Origin of the sequence: Planosporangium spinosum, assembly GCF_049999945.1 — a bacterium.
Classification (GTDB): Bacteria; Actinomycetota; Actinomycetes; order Mycobacteriales; family Micromonosporaceae; genus Planosporangium; species Planosporangium spinosum.
Genome location: NZ_JBLYUB010000013.1, coordinates 48,412 through 67,349 on the forward strand (window position 1 = coordinate 48,412; position 18,938 = coordinate 67,349).

General features: G+C 70.0%; 11 protein-coding genes. All 11 read right to left on the bottom strand.

Annotated elements, in window-relative coordinates; all coding sequences use genetic code 11:
- Nucleotides 1–176: 176 nt before the first annotated feature.
- The gene (locus ACNTMW_RS18350; protein ID WP_426634881.1) at nucleotides 177–1,118 is read right to left on the bottom strand and encodes a DUF2637 domain-containing protein; all 942 of its coding nucleotides are present in this window, start codon (nucleotides 1,116–1,118) and stop codon (nucleotides 177–179) included.
- Nucleotides 1,115–4,366 carry a BTAD domain-containing putative transcriptional regulator gene (locus tag ACNTMW_RS18355; RefSeq protein ID WP_426634882.1) on the bottom strand — a complete coding sequence of 1,084 codons (3,252 nt, stop codon included), beginning with the start codon at nucleotides 4,364–4,366 and terminating at the stop codon, nucleotides 1,115–1,117. The genes ACNTMW_RS18350 and ACNTMW_RS18355 overlap by 4 nt, the downstream gene beginning before the upstream one ends.
- A gap of 363 nt (nucleotides 4,367–4,729) precedes the next feature.
- Nucleotides 4,730–6,937, bottom strand: a complete 2,208-nt coding sequence (locus tag ACNTMW_RS18360) for an AfsR/SARP family transcriptional regulator (RefSeq protein ID WP_426634883.1) — start codon at nucleotides 6,935–6,937, stop codon at nucleotides 4,730–4,732.
- Nucleotides 6,938–7,157: 220 nt separating this feature from the next.
- A complete protein-coding gene (locus ACNTMW_RS18365; RefSeq protein WP_426634884.1) occupies nucleotides 7,158–9,080 on the bottom strand; it encodes an Hsp70 family protein in 1,923 nt (640 codons plus the stop codon).
- A gap of 260 nt (nucleotides 9,081–9,340) precedes the next feature.
- On the bottom strand, nucleotides 9,341–10,240 hold the full coding sequence (locus tag ACNTMW_RS18370) for an integrase core domain-containing protein (protein ID WP_426634885.1): 900 nt from the start codon (nucleotides 10,238–10,240) through the stop codon (nucleotides 9,341–9,343).
- Complete coding sequence (locus tag ACNTMW_RS18375; protein WP_426634886.1) at nucleotides 10,225–10,731, bottom strand: helix-turn-helix domain-containing protein; 507 nt, start codon at nucleotides 10,729–10,731, stop codon at nucleotides 10,225–10,227. Before ACNTMW_RS18375 ends, ACNTMW_RS18370 begins: the two co-directional genes overlap by 16 nt.
- Nucleotides 10,732–10,869: 138 nt before the next feature.
- Entirely contained in the window at nucleotides 10,870–12,912 is a 2,043-nt protein-coding gene (locus tag ACNTMW_RS18380) for a hypothetical protein (protein ID WP_426634887.1), read from the bottom strand.
- A 138-nt stretch (nucleotides 12,913–13,050) separates the two neighbouring features.
- Complete coding sequence (locus tag ACNTMW_RS18385; protein WP_426634888.1) at nucleotides 13,051–13,998, bottom strand: protein NO VEIN domain-containing protein; 948 nt, start codon at nucleotides 13,996–13,998, stop codon at nucleotides 13,051–13,053.
- Nucleotides 13,999–14,004: 6 nt separating this feature from the next.
- Nucleotides 14,005–15,894, bottom strand: coding sequence for a DEAD/DEAH box helicase (locus ACNTMW_RS18390; protein ID WP_426634889.1), 1,890 nt, complete (start codon nucleotides 15,892–15,894; stop codon nucleotides 14,005–14,007).
- A complete protein-coding gene (locus ACNTMW_RS18395) occupies nucleotides 15,891–17,351 on the bottom strand; it encodes a hypothetical protein (RefSeq protein ID WP_426634890.1) in 1,461 nt (486 codons plus the stop codon). The genes ACNTMW_RS18390 and ACNTMW_RS18395 overlap by 4 nt, the downstream gene beginning before the upstream one ends.
- Complete coding sequence (locus ACNTMW_RS18400) at nucleotides 17,348–18,592, bottom strand: hypothetical protein (RefSeq protein WP_426634891.1); 1,245 nt, start codon at nucleotides 18,590–18,592, stop codon at nucleotides 17,348–17,350. The genes ACNTMW_RS18395 and ACNTMW_RS18400 overlap by 4 nt, the downstream gene beginning before the upstream one ends.
- Between the last annotated feature and the right edge of the window lie 346 nt (nucleotides 18,593–18,938).

The window sequence follows — 18,938 nt, forward strand, 5'->3', positions numbered from 1 at the left end:
TGATCCGCCGCTACGAACGCAAAGCCGACCACTTTCAAGCCTTCGCCGACCTCGCCTGCGTGCTGCGAGGCTACCGCCGCTGGGTCAAGGTCACCAAGTGAGACACCGCCTCAGGTGCCTTTTGCGTTGGTCGACGTCGTCTCGACGGCGTAACGCCCGCTGTCGAAGGCACGACGTCAACGTGCCCGTACGGTGCCGGCCAGTTGGTCGACGGCCTCGCCGTTGCCCGTGGCCGGTCCTCGTCGCAGCGGGCCGGGCCAGTATCGGCGGACCGTACGTTCGGACCGGCCGATTTTCGCGCCGATCTCGGCGGGGTGCAGGTTCGGGTCGCGCCGGTACCAGTAGGCGACGGCGGCTGGCGTGTCCGAGGGGACCGGCTCGTCGTCGAACGCTGGCGAACAGGTCTGCTGCGACTGTGGCGCGCGTGCGGGCTCGTCGCCGTCATGTGGGGACCGCGGCGTGGCCCGGCCGTGGACGGATCTCGCCGATTGTGGCCGCATCCGGGCCGGGTCTGGGTCGTCTCGCGTCGTCTCCTGCGCGGCGGAGCCGTCGATACCGTCACCGGTCGGGGTCTGTGCCTGGATGAAAACCGATTCCTTGACCTGAGGTGCCGGCGCAACCGGGGAGTCGCCGCGCGTTGCCGGCACGGCATCCACCGTGCGCGGGGCGGCGGTGTCGTGGTCGGTCGCGGCGCGGATGCGGCCGGCGATCTCGACCAGGCTCACGCTGGCGACGATGACGAGCCCGTCCACCGACAGCGGCAGCAGGTACGGTGACGGGCCGGTCTCGCCGTAGCGGGCGGCGACGCCGACCATGTGCCAGTACGACACCCAGGCGGCGATGCTGGCGATCGTCGCGGTCGCGGCGAGGCGTACCCCGGCGAGAGCACGGCGGTGCACCGGCACCCGGGAGATCAGCTCAACGGTGAGCAGTAACGCCAGCGGCGGCCAGGCGGCGATCACCTTGCTGACCGGGTTCGGCTGGGCGTGCAGGATGTTCGCCGCGACCGAGGCGGCCACGCCGAGCGTGAGGGTGGCGCGTACGGCCCAGCGCAGCCGGCGCAGCCGCGCGACCGGCATCGCCGAGGCCCGCACGAGAACGGAAGCCATATCGGTCATGCGGCGGCTCCGTCACCGGGTCGGGGCGCCGGCCGCAGGTCGGGGCGGCGACCGGGTCGTTGCATCTGGGCGACGAGCTGGTCGGCCAGGGTGATGGTGTCGTCGCTGGGTTCGGCGTCGATCTCGGCCAGCGCGCGGGTCAGGGTGCGGCGCAGGGTGCGGACCGCGTCGAGGTGGCCCAGCGCCGCCCGGGCCCGCATGGCCTGCTGGTACAGCTCCTCGGCGTACGGGTTGTGGCGGATCGCGGTGTCGAGCACGGTGACCTGCTCGGCGGGGGAGCCGGCCAGGGCGTCGGCGAGGGCCAGGTAGGCGTCGAGGGCCTGCTGGCGCACCGCCTCCCGGTAGGGCTCGATCCACTCGTAGTCGCAGCCGGCGGCGAGGTGGCCGCGGTAGGTGTCCACGGCGCGGCGCAGCGCGGCGACCCGTGCCTGCGCGTCGGTGGCGGCTTGCGCGTCGCGGATGGCGGCGCGCATCCGCCGCAGGTCGACGTCGACGGCGTCGGGGTTGAGCACGTACCGGTGGTCGGGGTGGGTGAGGTAGCTGCCCGGTCCGCCGGTGTGGCGCAGGACAGTGCGCAGGTCGGACACGTAGGTGTACAGCCGGCCGGCGGCCTTGCTGGTCGGGGCGTCGGGCAGCAGGTCGTCGAGGATCGCCTCGGCGGCGGCGTCACCGTCGTGCACCGCCAAGTACACCAGCAGTTCGAGGGACTTTTTGCGCAGCGGACGCCGGGAGTCGGCGTCGACGATGCCGGGGGTGCCCAGCACGGTTACCGTCACCCGGCCGGGCCGTGGCGGACCGCCGTCAGCGGGAGCCGTCCCGGTGTCGGCGCCGCCCGGCTGGTGGCCGGCGCTGGCCTCGGTGGTGCGGGACGTGTCGCGCTGGGCGTCGGCCCGGTCCGGACCGGCGGCGCGCGTCTGCCGCGCGCTGCCGTCGGGCGGCACGCTGACGTCGTCGGAGCCGGCAGCTCCGGGTGGCGTCCACTGCTCGCGGTCGCCGTCTTGTGCGGCCGGTGGGGCGGACGCGGGCGCCGCGAGCGGCTCGGCAGCGGTGGGATCGGTGACATCGACGTCGTGCGGACGCTGTGGTGTTCCGGCGGCGGGCGGCACTGATGCTGTCCGCGAGGGCGCGGGTTCGACGGGAGCGGGTGCCTGTGGCTGGCCGGTGTGCGACTCGGCCAGGGTGGCCAGCAGGTCGGCGGTCTCGGCCGGGGTGAGGATGGCGAGCCGGCCAATGTCGGCGGGGTGGTGGCCGTGCCGGGCGTCGTCGCCGTCGGCCGGCCTTGTCGTGCCGTCGGCGGCCACGGCCACGGTGTTGCCGTCCGGCCAGGCGCCGAGCAGGACCCCGTGGATGTCGAGGCGCTGGCCCTGGGCGAGCAGGGCGGCGATCCGGGTGCGCTGGTGGCGGGTGGCCGGGTCGGCCAGCAGCAGGATCGGCGGCAGCGGCTCTTCGGTCGGGTCCACGCGGCGCAGTTCGGCGACCGTGTCGACCTCGTGGGCGTAGACGATGCGGCTGCGGTGCAGCGTCTGCGCTTCGAGCAGGTCGAGGGCCTCGTCCAGGCCGGCGGTGACGGTCAGTCGGGGCGTGGTGGGCAGCGTGCCCGCGGCGGCGCCGAGCAGTGTCGTCGCGGTCGTTGCCGGCATCACCACCCAACTGCGCGCGTCCGGATCGTCGAGCCCGCCTGCGGCGAGGCCGGCCGCGAGGAACCCGCGCGCGGCCGCCTCGGCGCCGGGGCCGGTCAGTCGGAGGCCCGCCGGTGGCCAGACTGCGGACAAGGGGTGCGCCAGCGACGGTATCGCCGGGCGTGGCGCTGCGAACCAGACCGGGGCAGTCAGGTTGTCGCCGTCGTGCGGAGCCGCCGTCCGCTGCGATCTGTCCTCGCCGTCGAGATTCCCGTCTGGGTGGAGGACGCTGGTGCCCAGGTCGTCGCGGTCGAGGGCGTCGGCAGGGCCGCCGTCGTGTGGCTGTCGCATGTTGACGAGCTCGTCGTCGTCGGGCTGGTCGTTGTCGGGCTGTTCCTCGTGTCCGGTTGTCGGGACCGCGGTTCGGCGCAGGCGATGGCGGATCTGGGTCACCACGGGTGGTAGCGGCGTGAGGTCGGGGTCGGTCAGCCGTAGCCCGGCCAAGGGTGGGCGGGTGTAGCGGTGGCGGCGGTGCGCCCACACGAGCGACGCCGCGGCGGCGACGGCCAGGGCCAGCCCGAGGTCGATCCAGCTGCCGCTGGGCAATGGCATGCCGCCCGGGCGGGTCGGGTGTCGGTCGGGCCGGTGGCCGTCGTCGACCGGGCTTGGGGTGGCCGTGTTGGTCGCGTTCGCGGTGACACAGGTACCGGTCGGGGCCGGGGTGGTCATCCTGCCGTCGCCTGGCGCCGGACTGGCTGTCGCGGGAGTGGAGGGCGACCGTGACGCGGCGGCGTCGGGACTGGTGGTTTGGCGTGGGGGCAGCGGTGTGGTCGGCACCGTGGAGGTGGCCGGTGGTGCCGGCAGACCGGGCGCGGCCGACGGTGTGGGGGAGTCCGGTCGAGTGCCGGTCGCCGGAGCGGCGGGGCCGGGCAGTCGCAGGGTCCAGCCGGGGTAGATCAGGTCCGGGTCGGTCAGGGTGCCGCCGACGTCGGGAAAGAAGGTGCTGCGGTTGAGGGCGAAGATCTCCGGCCATCGGTTGGCGTCGCCGAACCGGTCTGCGGCGATCGCGGACAGGGTGTCGCCGGCCCGCACCGTGACGGTGTCCAAATCCCCTTCGGCTGGCGTAGCGGCGCGCGCGTTGGCGTGTGGTGCGGCCGACGGTGGCGCCACGCCGACAGCCGGGCGAAGGGTTTCCTGGTTGGCCCGAACCGGCAGCGACAAAGGAGTAGCCCGGGCGTCGGTGGCCACGGCGGCGTGCGCGGCAGCCGGTGCGGTGGCCGTTGCGGCGGTACCGACCGTGACGGTGCCGAGCACGACCGCCGACAGGCCCTGCAGCGGTCCGGGCGGGTGGAAACGGGGTAGACGGCGCCACACCCGGGCTATCCGCCCATAGGCCTGGCACAGTACGGCGGCCAGCAGGGCGGCCCACATCAGCCACCCCACACCCGCTGCTGCCGTGATGACGGCGTTAGGGGCCAGCGGCTGCGACACCCACCGCGCCAACTCCTCGCCGGAGGGCAACCGTGTCGGTATCGGCCAGCCGACCACGCCGATCAGCCCGACCGGCATCCCGACCAGCAGGAGGCTGGTCCACCCCAGCGAGATCAGGGTGCGTGTGAATCGTCGCATCGCCGTCGCCCCTCCGCGCCTGCCCGTCGAAGACGATGGCCACTTGACATGAAGTGCGGGTGCGCCCTCGTCAGCGGGATTGACGGTATTGCCGGCGGCGGCGTGTACAGGCCTCTCAGCGACTCGCGCCCTCTACCGGGATTTAACAGCGTCTAACACGACCGCATAGTCGTCCGATAACAGATAGTTCGCTGCCGGTGCTACCGGGACGACGTGCTCGATGTCAGCCCGGGCTGCGCCTGAAAGACAGCGACGGTCAGAAGGCGAGCGGCATCACGCAGTGTGGATCGAGGTCGCGACGAGGTGCTATCCGGACCTCCTGCTGAGCGAGCGGGCGGCCCATGTTGTCGGTTGGTGTTGGGGCTATCGAGATGAGGGATCGCCTGCAGAGGCACGGCCACGCACCCGCCGTTGCAGGTCTTCGTTGAACGGGTCGGTGCGGAGCGCGCCCTGCAGGAACGCCGCGGCCAGGTCCGGGTCGGGTTCGGCGGTGGCCAGGGCGACGTAGGCGTCGATGACATGCCGGCGTACCGCCTCCCGGTACATCGCCAGCCAGGGCCAGTGCTGGCCGGCGGCCAGCTCACCGGTGTAGGCGTCGGCCACGGTCCGCAGTGCCCGCTGCCGGGCGGCCGGGTCCAGCGCCGTGGCGGCGTCTTCGACTGCGGCGTGCAGCCGCCACAGGTCCACGTCTACGTACCGGTCGTCGAGGCGGTAGTGCCCGCCGTCGCGCACGATTACGTCGGCGCCGGCTGTCTCGCGCAGCGCTGTGCGCAGGTCGCTGATCGGGGTGTAGAGCCGGCCGGTGGCGGCGTGCGGGCGTAGTCCCGGCCACAGCGCGCCGGCCAGCTCGCCGCTGGTCGCCCCGTCGCGGCGGACGGCCAGAAAGACCAGGACCTGCCAGGCGGCGCGGCGCCGCACCGGCACCGCCGCGGTATCGCCGATGGTGCGGTGAATGGCGGGCGCGCCGAGCACCGTCAGTCGTAGCGGCGGCCGGGCCGGCGCGACGCCGCCGCCCGGCGCCGCGCCGGTGGCGGGGGAGGCGCTGCGGCTAGCCGTTGCGACGGGCGCCGGTGCGGGGCGGTGATCGGCCGCCGGTAGGGTCGGCGCGTCGACGGTGACCGGGTGGGCCTCGCGGAGCAGGGCGAGCAGGTCGACGGTGGCGGTGACGGTCAACACCGACAGGCGGGGCCCGCGGCCTTCGGGCGTGTCGGTGGGGTGGGTGGTGCCGTCGGTATCGACCAGCCAGGTGTGACCGTGCGGCCAGGCGCCCAGCAGCACGCCGGTGATACCCAGCGGCGCGGCCAGGGTGAGGAGCACGGCCAGCCGGCGCGCCGCGGCCGGATCGGTGGGGCAGCCGGCCAGCAGCACCAGCGGCGCGGGCGCGCCCGCCGGCGTCGGCCGGCCGGCCGGGTCGGCCGGGCGGTGATCGCGGCGGGTGGCCGCGGACTGGGTGCGGTCGAGGACCGCGCGTTCCAGGTGGCCGAGCGCCTCGTCGAGGCTGTCGACCACGGTCAGCCCCGGCACGGCACCGGGGGCGGGGCCGAGCAGGGCGGCCAGGTCGGCGGCGGTGGCGACGACCCGCGGGCCGGCACCGGGGCGGCCGCCGGCGCCGGTGAGCAGGATCGCGGCCAGCAGGCCGCGGGCGGCCGCGGCCGCGCCGGCGCCGGTCAGCCCGAGCCCGCCGGCGGGCAGCTGGTGGGGCCGCAGCGGCTGCCGGGCCGGCTGCCCGCTCGTGGCGTCGGGACCGGTTCCGGCCGGTTCGGCGGTTGGCTGTTCTGGTTCGTCGTCGGTGTCGTCGCCGGCCTGGTGGCGGTGCAGCCCGTCGTGGATGGCGGCGACGGTCGCCGGCAGCGGCGCCAGGTCCGGGTCGTCGCGGACGGCGCCGGTCGGTGGGCGGGGCCGGTAGCGGCGGCGGCGGCGCAGCCATACCAGGGCGGCGGCGGCCACGGTCGCGGTGGCGGTGTCGTCGGCGACCCAGCTACCGTCGGCGAGCTCCACCCCACCTCGTGGCGCCGGGTGACCGTGCGCGAGGCCCGGGGTGGGGGACAGGTCCCCGGGTGCGGGCCCGGCGGGTGGCTGCGCGGGGACAGCGGCCGGCACTCCGTCGACGGCCGGCAGCGCCGGCGCCGCCGTCGGCTGGGCGGCGACCGGTTCGGCGGGGGTCTGGCCGGTGCCGGCCGGTAGGCCGAACACGGCGGCGCCGAGCATGCCGCTGGCGGTGGCCTGCATCGGGGTGGGCAGCGCCGGCAGCCGCAGTCGACCGGACCACCCCACCGCCCGCCGGAGCCGGGTCAGGAGTTCGACGAGCACGGCGTAGACCAGCAGCGCCCACAGCAGCCAGCCGAGCACCGCCCCGGCGCCGACCACGGTGGTGCGGGTCAGCGGCCGCGCCGCCCACCGCTCCCAGTCCGCCCCGGTAGGCCAGTGCTCGGGCAGCGGCCAGCCCACGTAGCGCACCAACACCGCGGGCAGCCCCACCAGCAGCACGAACAGCCAGAACCCCGCCCACAACAGCCCGGCCAGTCGGCGCATCACCGCCGCCCCCACCCGGGCCGCGGCGGCGTCCGCCACCTGGGTACGACCGGTGTCCGCCGGGCCGGGTCACGGCCGGAAGGCCGGACAGGCAGGTGCGGGCCGCGGGAGGCGGCCGGTGGTGCCTGCCGTGCGTGCCGCCGCATCAACCCTCCCTCGATCTCGCCCGCCCGAGCGGGTCCGGCCGGTCCGCTCCTCGGCCGGCCCTCGCGCTAGGCCGCGCCGGTGTCCGCATCCGGGCCGGGCCCGGCGCCCGGCCTCACGTCCATCGGTCGGGTGCCGTGGCCGCCCCGGGGCCGCGGAAGAGGTGCCAGATCCGCCGCAGCCACCACACCGTCGCCGCGGCGACGTAGGCCAGGCCGAGCAGACCGACGGCCGTCCAACTCACGATCGCCGCGGTGAACACCGCCAACGGCGCGGCCAGGATGACCCGGTGCAGCGGCCGGGCCACCACCGCCAGGGTCATCCCGATACCGAGCAGCAGGCCACCGACGCGGCCGACCAAGCCATACCCCAGCGGCAGCCAGCGCGGCACCTGCGCGGTCATCGCCATCTGCACGCCCAGCATGCCGACCGCGGCGCAGGCCACCGACCCGGCCGGAAAGGTCAACCAACTGTGCCAGCCGGCCGCCGGAGTCTTGCCCCACCGCGACACCAGGGCCGCGGTCACCGCCACGACCACCGCGATCGGTACCAGCGGCAGCAACGCCCACCGCAGGAACGGGCCGGTGGGTGCACCGAAATACGCCGACGCGCCGACGGCGTACAGCCCCGCGATCGACAGGCCGAACGCGACCGCGGCCAGCAGTCCGGTGCCGATCTGCCCGCTGTCGGCCGACGGGTCCGACCGCCGCGGCGCCGGGTCGTAGCGGCGCAGGCTGGACGCGATCAACGTTGCCCCGGTCAGGCAGGCCAGCAGCGCGCAGACGGCACCGATCGCCAACTCGCCCCAGTTGCCGACCACGAAATCAGCCGGGTCGAACGACAGCCCCGAGTGGTTGTACGGATGGGCGGTCAGCACGAAATGACTGACCAACACCAGCGACGCCAACCCCGGCACCAGCATCGCAACCGCCCGCCGCACCGGCGGCAACGGCGGCTCCGCCACCGCCTCCCCGGCACCGGCCGGGCCACCGGCGCGCACGGCGCCCAGCGTCGCGGCCAGCTCCGGCTCGTCGACCACCACCGGCGACAGCCCCGTCTCCTCGGCCAGCACCCGCACCGCTAGGGGTTCGCCGCCACCCGCACCCACGCAGTACAGCCCGGCCAACCGGTCGGGGTCGATCTCGGCGGCCTCCACCGCCTGCCGCACCGCCCGGCCCGCCCGCCCCAGCACCGGCCGGGCGACCGCCTCCACCTGCACGGCGTCCAGCACGACCGCCGGACGCGGCGGCGGCAACGCGACCACCACCGACGGACTGCGCGCCAGGGCCTGCCGGGCGGTGCGCACGCTGGCCAACAACGCCAGCCGCTCACCCCCGGTCAACGGCCCCGCGGCCGCAGGCTCACCGAGCGACCCGGCCGCGAGCGCGGCCACCCGATCCACCAGCAGCTCATCGACCCGCAGCCCACCGGCGTCGGCGTCGCCGATGGTGGCCAGCACCTCGAAACCGTCCGGCGCGCGTCGCAGCACCGTGGCCTCGCAGCCGCCGCCGAACTCACACACCGCGACGAACTCCCCGACCAGCATCCGGGACCCGGCCGCCAACACGTACTGGGCCGCGGCGACCGGCGCCTCCACCAGGCTCGGCTGGCCCAACCCGGCACGGTGGGCCGCCTGCCGCAGCAGGGTGCGCCGCCGCGGCCCCCACCCGGCCGGCACCACCAGCCGCACCTCACCCACCGGGCCACCGGCGACCCGGGCCGCCTCCTCACCCACGCGCCGCAGCAGCGCCGCGACCAGGTCCACCGCCTCGACCGCGACCGATCCCGCGACGATCCGACCCTCGCGCAGACGGCGAACCGGGGCTACCACGAAACGCTCCGGGACGGCCGTAGCGTGCTGCCACGCCGGGGCACCGGCCCGCAGCGAGCCGTCAGCCTCGACATACACCGCGCCGGGCAGCCGCGGCGCGCCGTCGAACAGCAGCCGCTGCCAGCGCCCATCCGGCCACGCCAGCACCGCGACCGTGCTGATGTCGCCGCAGTCGATGCCGAGCCGAACCTCCCCAGCAGGCCCCATGGCATCCACTCTTACCACTATGAGCAACCGGCCGGTGACCCCAATCTAATCGCTCGGCTTAAATGGAGGCGGTCGATGGTCCTGCGTCAGACGAGTGAGGCTGTGATCAACGCTCGTTGCGCACGGCGGGCACCGCCCGCGAGCACTGCGCAGGAAACCCTCGCAGCGTGGGCGCCGCTGGCTGGCTCCGGGTAGCTACTGCCCAGCCTGCTGTGCCCTGTGGGGTTCCAAAAACCTGCCACCGGCGGTGAATGGGACTTCTATGCGGCCCGGTCGTACTCGGTGATGAGCCCTCCGAGGATGGGTCGGCGCTTGATTCGCTGGTGGGCCGAGTCAGCGGGTGGACGGTCGGATCGTGGCGGCTGCATCGCCAGTGCCCGGTGCGGACGTCGGGCGTTGTAGTGGCGGGCGTAGTCGCCAAGTGTTCGGCGTAAATGTCGTTCGCCGAGGATGAGCACGCGGTCGGTGACCTCGGTACGGGCGGTGAGAACGAATCTTTCGGCGTAGGCGTTCGCCCGAGGGCTTCGGGGTGGGATCTTGCAGACGGTGATGCCGGCATCGGCCAGGACGGTGTCGAAGGCGGCCGTGAACTGCCCGGCCCGGTTCCGGATCAAAAATCTGAACTGCCCGGCCCGGTCGCCGAGGTCCATGAGTAGATTCCTGGCTTGCTGACTGGTCCAGAGCCCGTCGGGGTTGGTGGTGATGCCGAGGATGCGCACGTAGCGGCTGCCGACCTCTATTGCGAAGAAGATATACAGGCGCTGGAGGGTGAGCGCGCAGTCCACGTGGAAGAAGTCGCAGGCCAGCATGGTCGACGCCTGCGTGCGGAGGAACCGCCGCCAGGTGGTGAGGTCGCGGCGCACCCGCGCTGGTGGTATGCCCAGACGTTTGAGGATCCGGCGGATCGCGGACGCGCCCACGCGGTGACCGAGGCCGAGTAGTTCGCCTTGGACGCGCTGGTAGCCCCAGCCGGGGTTGTCTCGGGCCATCTGCTCGACCAAGGCGGCGATGGCCGGATCGATGGGCGGGCGTCCTTGCCGGTGGGGATACGTCCAGTGCCGGGCGACCAGCCGCCGATGCCAGGCAAGGACCGTGGCCGGGGTGACGAGCCGGTGGGCCTTCAGCGCCCGAGGCAGGAGGTTGATCAGGGCGGCGAGCACCGCTCGGTCGACCCAGACCGCCGGGACGCCGGGTCGACCCCGGCCTGGTTGAGGATCTTCCACACCGTGCTGGCCGCCAACCGGTAGCCCAGCCCGACCAGCTCACCCTGTATCCGTCGGTGCCCCCACGAGGGGTTCTCCGCCGCGAGGCGCAGCTCCAGGTCACGGACCTGCTTGTCGACCGGTGGCCGGCCGGGTCGTGTATGCGGGTACGTCCAGTGTCGGGTAAGCAGCACACGATGCCAACGAAGAAGCGTCGCCGGAGTCACGAAGAATACCGACCAGCGTGGGCGGGGCAGTAGCTGTGACAGCACTGCCAGCACCACTCGGTCGGCGGGTTGGAGGCAGGGGCGGTGCACCTGGCGGCGCAGCACCGCCACCTGGTGGCGGAACACCAGGATCTCGGCATCCTTGGCGCCGCCGTCCCGGGCAAGCTGGGTCAACATTTGCAGGATCTGGCGCAGGAGCAGGTACACCAGCGATGCGCTCATGGCCACGAGCATGACGGCTGCGCAGGGCTCGAGCTTGCACAGAACTGCACTTCAGGACGGCCGAACCGAGTATTCGAGCCCCACAAGCCCATGGCATGACCGCGGTAGATCAGGGCCTTGAGTGACATTCCCCAGAAATCAAGTACGGTTCGCCGATGTGGCGTCCCTCTCTGCTGTGCCCGTGGTCACCATAGCGGTTTGGTCGGCCGGTGACGTGATGAAGGGATGCTCCGACAGCGTCTTCTGGACCTCAAGCCTCCATCCGTCCTTGAGGTCGCCAACTTGCAGGAAAATGTCGGCAACGGCGCTGAGGAACCGTCGTTCGTCAGTTTGTGGGATGTCCGGGGCGGGCTGCGGCCGGTGCTGCTCGATGGCAGACGGTCCATCCGGAACGAGGTCGAGCATGAGGTCTAGGGTGCATGCTCGCACCCCCCGCTTCGCGTGGTCGGTTTCGTTCTCGCTGTGCACCATCTCGCAGCCCACGGCGCGCAGACCGGCGCTCTGCAGCGCGCCGAAGACGGCGGTCCAGGCGCGTGGGCTTCGGTTGGCGTAGCTGAAGATGAGGTGCCCGTCTGGCCGGAGCGTCCGGCGAACCTCTTTGAAGATGCGTCCCAACAGTGCCTCGTAAGCGCCGTCGTCAACCAGTTGACCCGTGGTGCTGTTGACCACGGCTTCGCCGGTCAGTGCCTCGTTGGTGAGCCTTTCGTTCGCGAGGCGAGCCCACGCGCGCAAGGGACCGGACAGTTCTGCGTATTGGACGTCATCGTGATAGGGCGGATCGGTCAGGGCCAGGTGCACGGAGTTGGGCGGCAGGACCATCTGCTCGCTGCTGCCTTCGACAACGCGCACGTCCCAGTCGTTCATGGCCGTTGCCGGTGTGCTGCTGGTGAGCGGGCCTTGGACCAGCAGTTCCCGGCCGGTCTTCCCCTGTAGCCACGTTGCAGATTTGACGAGCAGATTGAGGCGGCGTAGTACGGTTCCGCGTCCGCGGCCCGCACCTCCCCAGACGTTAGGCTCGACGGCGAGGGTCGTGAGGTTGAATCGATGGCCCGCCATCGACTCGAAGCTCTTAAGGTAGAACCGGTCCCATCGAGACAGGTGTCCGGCCATTTCGGCACTGCCGACGACGGCCAATTCCGCCGCGCGGATGACCGCGGGATCTTCTGAACAGCGGCTCGCTAGGTCGAGCAAGCGCTCAAGCATGTGACGCTGCCGGTCCGGATACAGATCCTGCCAGCGCTTGAAGCCATGGCGGGTGAGAACACTTGTCTCCTGGCCAGGTGGAATCGCCCCTAGGTCGTGGACCGGTCGCCACCTACTGGAGTCAGCCTTCTCGCTTTCGGCCTCGGTGGGGATGTCGACCTCGCGGGCGGTCCGACTGGACCGATCGACGAGGACGATATCCCATCCCCAGGTCTTGGCGCGATCGGCAAGGCGGTCAGTCTTACCGCATTCGCAGGTAATCGTCCGCATCGGCGTGTAGACGGCTGTCGGCTCGACCAGGACGTGGCAGGTTGGGCAGCGTCGACGTTTGTCAGACTTGGCCGAAAAAAGGTGGCCGCGCCGACACGCCATCCACGCTTGGGGGTTTCCGCTCTCTTTGCGGACACGCAGCGACACGAGTGCGTGTGGGAACATGCGCGCACGCCGACCGCAGCCGGTACATTCACCGGTTGCCACTCGGATCGTGTGGGAGACGACGCCTCTGGTGCCGTCGGTGAGCGTCGTGCCGTAGGCGGTTTCGACCTCGGTGTGGATCCACTGCTCGATCGTCGACGCCGCCTCACGGAGCTTGTCGGGTGCGGGAAGGCCGAGCATGGCGGTGAGTCCGGCGGCTGGCCAAGGGTTGAGATCCTGGGCGTAGACCTGATGGCCCCTCGCGACGGCTGCGAGGGGTATGACACCGCCTCCAGCGAACATGTCAGCCACGAGGAGCCGACCAGGTGTCATCGCGTTGAACGCGTCGATCACCGCACCGTTGACGGCGCTGGTCCTTCGTGCCCACCAACGGTAGGTGCTGATTGGCGGGAGGTGGATCTCCCGGTTGCGGCTCTCGGCTCGAGCTTCCGCACTGACCTGCAGGTAGTCGAGGTCGCCGAGGGGACTGCGAAGTGGCTCGTGCTGCGGGGACGACGGGACCGACGGTGGCAGGTCGGTCGTTGGGGCCGTCATCGCAGTCATAGTTATCCTATAGTCGCTCACTGAACTGTCGAGGCGTTCGTGTCACGTATGCGCGGAGGTGCGTGTCGTACACCCGAACGACCGATCATGTTACGGCGCTGTTTGCCGGATCGGGAGTCGACCTGCCGGACTGCCGGTTCAGCCTAGTTCGTCTGGCTTTCTAAGCGGGAGACCGGGACGTAGACACTGGGCACTGATCGTGATCCGACATGACGCCCAGCGGCCTCGGAGCCGGCCTTCGTCGAGTGGCGGGTCCGCAGGTAGAGCCGCGGCGAAATCGCTGTGGGTGAGCCATCCGGCGACCTGCATGACCGCTCCGTTGATGGTGGGATCGTGCTCCCGCCGGGTGACCACCAGCGACCAGCGCGGATCGCGTTCGGCCACGGTGGCCTCGTTGCGGCTGATGAAGAACTCCACCCAGCCTGGTGGCGCCGAGGTCGCTTTGACCTCGATCCGGTGACGCTGGCCGGTGGCATCGGGGCTGGCGACGTCGTAGCCCAAGGTGTCGTCGATCAGGCTGACCTGGGCCACATCGGGCAGCATGTGCTGCATGCCGGCGCTGCGCAAATGGGTCCGACATGCCTCGAGCACCGCCTGCTCGCCCTCGTCCCCGAACTCCTGCAGCACTTGGAGGTCGACTTTCCGGGCGGCGGCCAGCAGCCACGCGTCGCGTTCGCGCACGTCTTCGAAGGTCGAGGCTAGCGCCGTGGCCACGTCGTACGGCACGAGTTCCCAGCGGACCTCGTCGGTCGTCGCCATCTGTGCCAGCCACACCTCGCGTTGCTCGGTCAGGATCTTGAAGAGCAATGCCTCAACGAATGTGTCCACCGGCAATCGCGCCATGGTCAGTAGGTCTTCGGACGGGACGACGAGGTGTTGCCGTGTCGCGAGTAGGCCAGCGCGGGCGAGCAGACGTTCGCCCTCGGCGAGGCTGCGGTGATCGTGCAGCGCACCGGTCGGGAGGCTCCGGTAACTCCGATCGAGGGCGTGCCGAGGCTCCCCGTCAGGCTTGAGTAGCCGGGCAACGTAAAAGGCTGCCTGGAGATGGCGGTGATTCGGATGGAATGGCAGCGGCTCGGGCAACACCGTTGTTCACTGGTCCTGGCCGTAGATGTGGGCAAGCAGCGCAGCCATATCCGCATCGGTCTCGATCGGCGGTCCGTAGTCTTCGTCATCGGGCAGGGACATCCGTACGAGCTCCTTGTCGTCCAAGGCGCGGGCAAGGTTCGTGGCCTTGTCCCGGATACGGGTGTCGACGACCTGATCGACGGTGTCATCCGTCATCATGAAAAGTAGCGTCGTGCGCTGTTCAGGGTCCATCCCGAGCCGGTGGATGCGATCGATGCTCTGCAGGTAGTGCCCAGCGTTGAAGGTCCTGTCGAAGTAGACAGCGTCATGACAGTCGTGGTGGAGGCTGACGCCCTCGCTCATCGCCGCCGGGTTGGCCAGCAGTACCTTGCAGTCATCGTCCTTCCGGAAGCGGCGCAGTTCCGATTCTCGGGTGATCGTTGCGCTGGGCGCACTGGTGATCGACGGAACTCCGCCGTGGATCATGGCCGGCTGGTATTCCGCCAGCCACCGTCTCAGCCCTTCGAGGTTCGAGACGAAGTTCGACCACACCAGCGTCTTGCGAGGACCAGCTGGATCAGCGACGTTCTGCGCGATGATCTCCCGCAATCGGGTGAACTTCGGTGGTGTCTCATAACGGCCGTAGCCGACGATCATCTCCCACAACCGGCTGCCGGGCTCGACGGGCAACGGTGGATGGGCGAATTCACCGGGCAGGTCGCGTGAGCCGACGGCGAGGAGTTGGGGATTGCTCGCCGCCTCGAGCAGGTACATGACGATCGTGCCCATGCGCGCCAGTTCGACTCGGTCGTTCATCGACACGCGCAGCATACCGGCGTAGCGATCGCGGAGGCTCGAATAGATCTCGCGCTGTAGCCCAGTGAGTGGGACGACGACCGGCCGCAGGGAAGGCGCAGGAAGCTCCAGTTCCTTCTTCGTCGTACGCACGAAGAGCGGCTCGATAGCCCGGTTGATTGCGTGGAGCGCATCCGGCTGAGGCTTCGTCGTCAACGCCTCGGCCGGGAGGATCCGTCGTGCCTGCCCCGGCCACAGAAACTCGTACAGGGCGACAAAATCCTGCACCGATTGCGGGGCAGGCGTACCCGTCAGAATGTCTCGCCGCGAGGCGGAAAACGCAAGGTCGAGGCACGCGCTGCCATGTTGGCCGACACGGCCCGCCTTCATCCGGTGCGCCTCATCGAGCAGCACCAGCGTCCGCCGTCTGCGGACCCACTTCGTGAGCCCGCTGAGGTTCGCCGCCAGGCGGTGATAGTTGACCAGCAGGATCTCGGCGTCCTGGCTGCCCGGCGTCCCGAACACCTTGACGACCGGTGCCATCCCCGGCTTGAAGCACTCTTCGACCTCGGTCTGCCACGCGTCGAACGCCGACAGCGGCGCAACGACTAGGAGCTGGTCGACCTTCCCAGCGTGGTGCTCCGCCTCATAGACGGCGTAAGCCACGGTTGTCTTGCCAGCGCCGGGTACCGAGAAGTTTGCGCCGTGCGCCAGCCCGAGCAGTTTGGCAGCATCGCGAAGCTGGAACGGCTTGAGCGGCCTGGCGAAACGGCTGCCATCGAGCCGGCGCTGCACGTCGTCGGCCGTCATCGGTGTGCTGGCCTGACGGCGTGCGTGTTCCAGCTGTCGGCGTTCAAGCTTGATCGTCGTGATAATCGCTTCGGCGGCTGGCTTCCAGGCGATGTCGACGTTGTAGCGGTTACAGGCCGGGCCTAGCCAGCCGATATTCTCGCGGAACCGTTCGAGCGGCACCCGGACGGAGCGCGCCGGGTCGCCGTCGTAGCCCCACTCGACACGCAACTGGCCCCAGAACACGTCAGGGACGGCACCGACCTTCTGGGCGAGGACCACATTCGCCGTGGGGTCAAAGTCAAGCGAGATGGCCGGGCCGTCGGTCACAGTCGATCCTCTGCGGCGGCGAACCCGCGCTCGGCCAGGTAGTGCAACAGTTCGTCGTGCGAGCGCAGATACGCTTCGAGGGCCTGCTCAAGCGCTGCCGGATTCGGCCGGTCGCCGTCGTCCTCCAACTCGTCGTACGCCCGGCGCACACGGTCACATGCGGCACCAGCAGCGTTCAGCTGTCGCCGTGGAATGTCGAGGGCGTCCTGGCCCTGATCGTCCTGCGCCTTGCTGTCCGCCGCCGTTTGCATCGCGGCCTTGACCGCGTCGAAAAATGTGTTCTTCGGCAAGATCGTCATGCCGTCGTCGGTCGGCACCTCGACCTCGGCATCCCAGTCCGTGTCACCGTCGACCTTGCCGTGCCGGACGAGCACGTCGAACAGCGGCTGAAGAGTGACCTCGCCGAGTTGATCAACAGGCGAATCCTCGTCGAGATCGTCGAGGATGGAAAGCCCGCCCAGGTCCGCGCGGGGCGTCTCCTTTCGTCCGATGGCCAGGGCTCTTGCGGCTGGCCGCAAGTTCGGTTCTTCCTCCATCGCCTGGAGTACATAGCTATCCAGGTACGACTCATCGATTTGCCGGACCCGCCGGTAGTCCATCCCGGCGAGGAGGCCGACGAGTTTCGCTTGTTTGACGCGGCGCGCTGCATCAGGGGTTTTGCGCGCGGCCATCCTGCGGTAGGACTCATCGATCTCGATCAGATTCTGTCGGTCGTCGTCGAAGTCCGGCCAGCGCAGCGCTCCACCGCTTGCGGTGATCAGTTCCTCGATGATCTGCCGAAGCCGGTCCTCGACCTCTACTTCCTCGGCGGCTGCGCGCCGATCCTTCGGCGATGTCGGATCGTAGTGCGGCTTCATCTGCACGCCGATCTCCTCCGGTTTCAGTCCGGAGTCGAGTAAGTCCTTGATGAACAGCAACTGATTCGTGAACGAGTACGGCTGCTGGTAGTTCCGCCGCATCTGGAAGTTGAACTCGAGCTGCATGATCTCGGTGCTGTCGGCGTTCTCCGGCAGAACCTGTACCTTAATGAATGCGAAGGCCCTCTCGTGCGGAAGCTCTTCATACAGGTCTCGCAGCGCGACCGCCCTGGTGTTCGCGTTGACCAGCACTCCCTCGTGGGTGATGAGCCCTGGCTCCTGTTGCTTCTGGTGTCGCATGGTCGCCTTGACCTCGGCGTAGCCGCTGGTCTGCCGAATGAGCTCGGCTAGTAGTCGCTGCGCCTCGTCGCTGTGCGGGTTGGTCTCGATGATGGTGCCGGCAGCTCCGAGGCTGTCGACCTGGGCGCGTACGCGGTGCGTGCGGTGGTTAAGCAGGACGTCACCTACCGGGATGGTGACCACGGGCAGCATGATGTGCTCGCCGCGCCATTCGAACGGTCTGCGTTCGTTCTGTTCGGTGACGGCTGCCTTGGCTGCCGCGATGATCTCGCGCCGGGCGTGCTGGGTCAGCGAACTCATGGGCGGGCCTCTCGTGGATCGTCAGCTGGCTCGGCGGGCTGTGCGCCGCCATTCTGCCCGGCCGGTATGACACCTTCGCCCTGCGTCACCATCGCGCTGAGCGCGTCCGCCAGCTCGCGGACTGTCCGCTCCGTGTAGATTCGCCCGGAAAAGGGGCGGGCAAGCTCGGCGGTGGTGTTCCGCTCCGCCCATCCCGGCCCTACCAACACCACACTGCAGGCAATGCCGAGGCGTGCCGGAAGCGTGCTCAACCTCGCTCCACTCTTCCTTGCTGTTCCGCCGTCCCGTGCGACCGAGACGGCGACCGCGTGCGTCAGCGTCGACGTAGTTACCAGGACTGCGAGTTGTCCGCCCTCGTTTCGTCCATCTTCTGCAGCAGCAGCCGGGTTGGCTCCCACTCGCGTCAACAACTCACGTGATGCCGCGTTCATCGCAAGCCGGTGATATGGCACCGCCCGCTCGTCAAGCAGCTCGCACAGGGACGTCGTTACCGCAGCCTGTACCTTCTTGCCCGTGCTGCTCCTGTGGGCGACCCATGCACTGCCGACTGCTCGCTGGGTCAGCAGAAGCTCATACGGGACGCCGTTGACTCGCATTTCCTCAACCAGCGCCCATCCGCGCTGCCGCCCAGGCTCGTCGTCGATGTCAGGCAGCAGGTGTTCAACCGGCCGGGCCGGTTGGGCAGTCGGACTACTCGCCGTCACCCGGCCGGTGATAACCGCGTCGATGACGTCGAACACCGCCTTCAGTTGGTCGTTCTTCCACTTGCCACGTAGGTCGGTGGGAACCGACGCATCGCGAACTCTGGCGCGCAGATCGCGGTAGGACAGGCCCGCTGCTGCACAGAGTGCGGTCACGACGTTGCGGTCGTCCTGTTGAGCAGCAATGACAGCGGCCAAGGTCACGCTCGCCAGGCTCCGAGTCGCAGTCCTGGCGGCCAGCGCGTCGAGGGCCGCCCTGTACTGCGCCGGCCGCAACACCTCATCCAGTGCGAGAAGCTCCTGGCTCGGATCCAGCTCCGACACCACCTCGGCCCGGCAGACCTGCCGGATCACCCGGCTAGCCAGCCCTTGGACATCGGCCGCCGCCTGATCCTCGATCGTCAGTAACGAGGCCAACAGGTCCGGCAGATCGATAGGCCGAGCGACCGCCCGCTCCTCGCTGAGCCACGCCAGCGCATCCTTGGTCGACGTTCTCCGGGTGACTTGCCTGACGTACGCCTCGGCGTCTTGCAGCTCCAACCTTGATCCTTCCGAACGCACGAGACGAACACCAGGTAGCCGACCCACCATGCACCGTGATCGCCGACGATGGTCGACATGGCGGCCGACCTTCCGATTCTGCCGCACGACGATGAATACGTCTCCCACCGAAAGGTGGACCGCATCCGATCAGCAGCACATCCTGACGAAGCAGGGGCATAGCGGCCGACAGTGTCGACCTGCCATCTATCAGAAACCCGACTCGAACACCACCATTGCTATTCACGGCATGTCGATTAGGTCGACATGCCTTATCCTGGCCGGCTGCCCTCGCTCCTGGAAGGAAACGTGCGGGATGCTGATCAAGTCCCTCGAAGAACTTCAG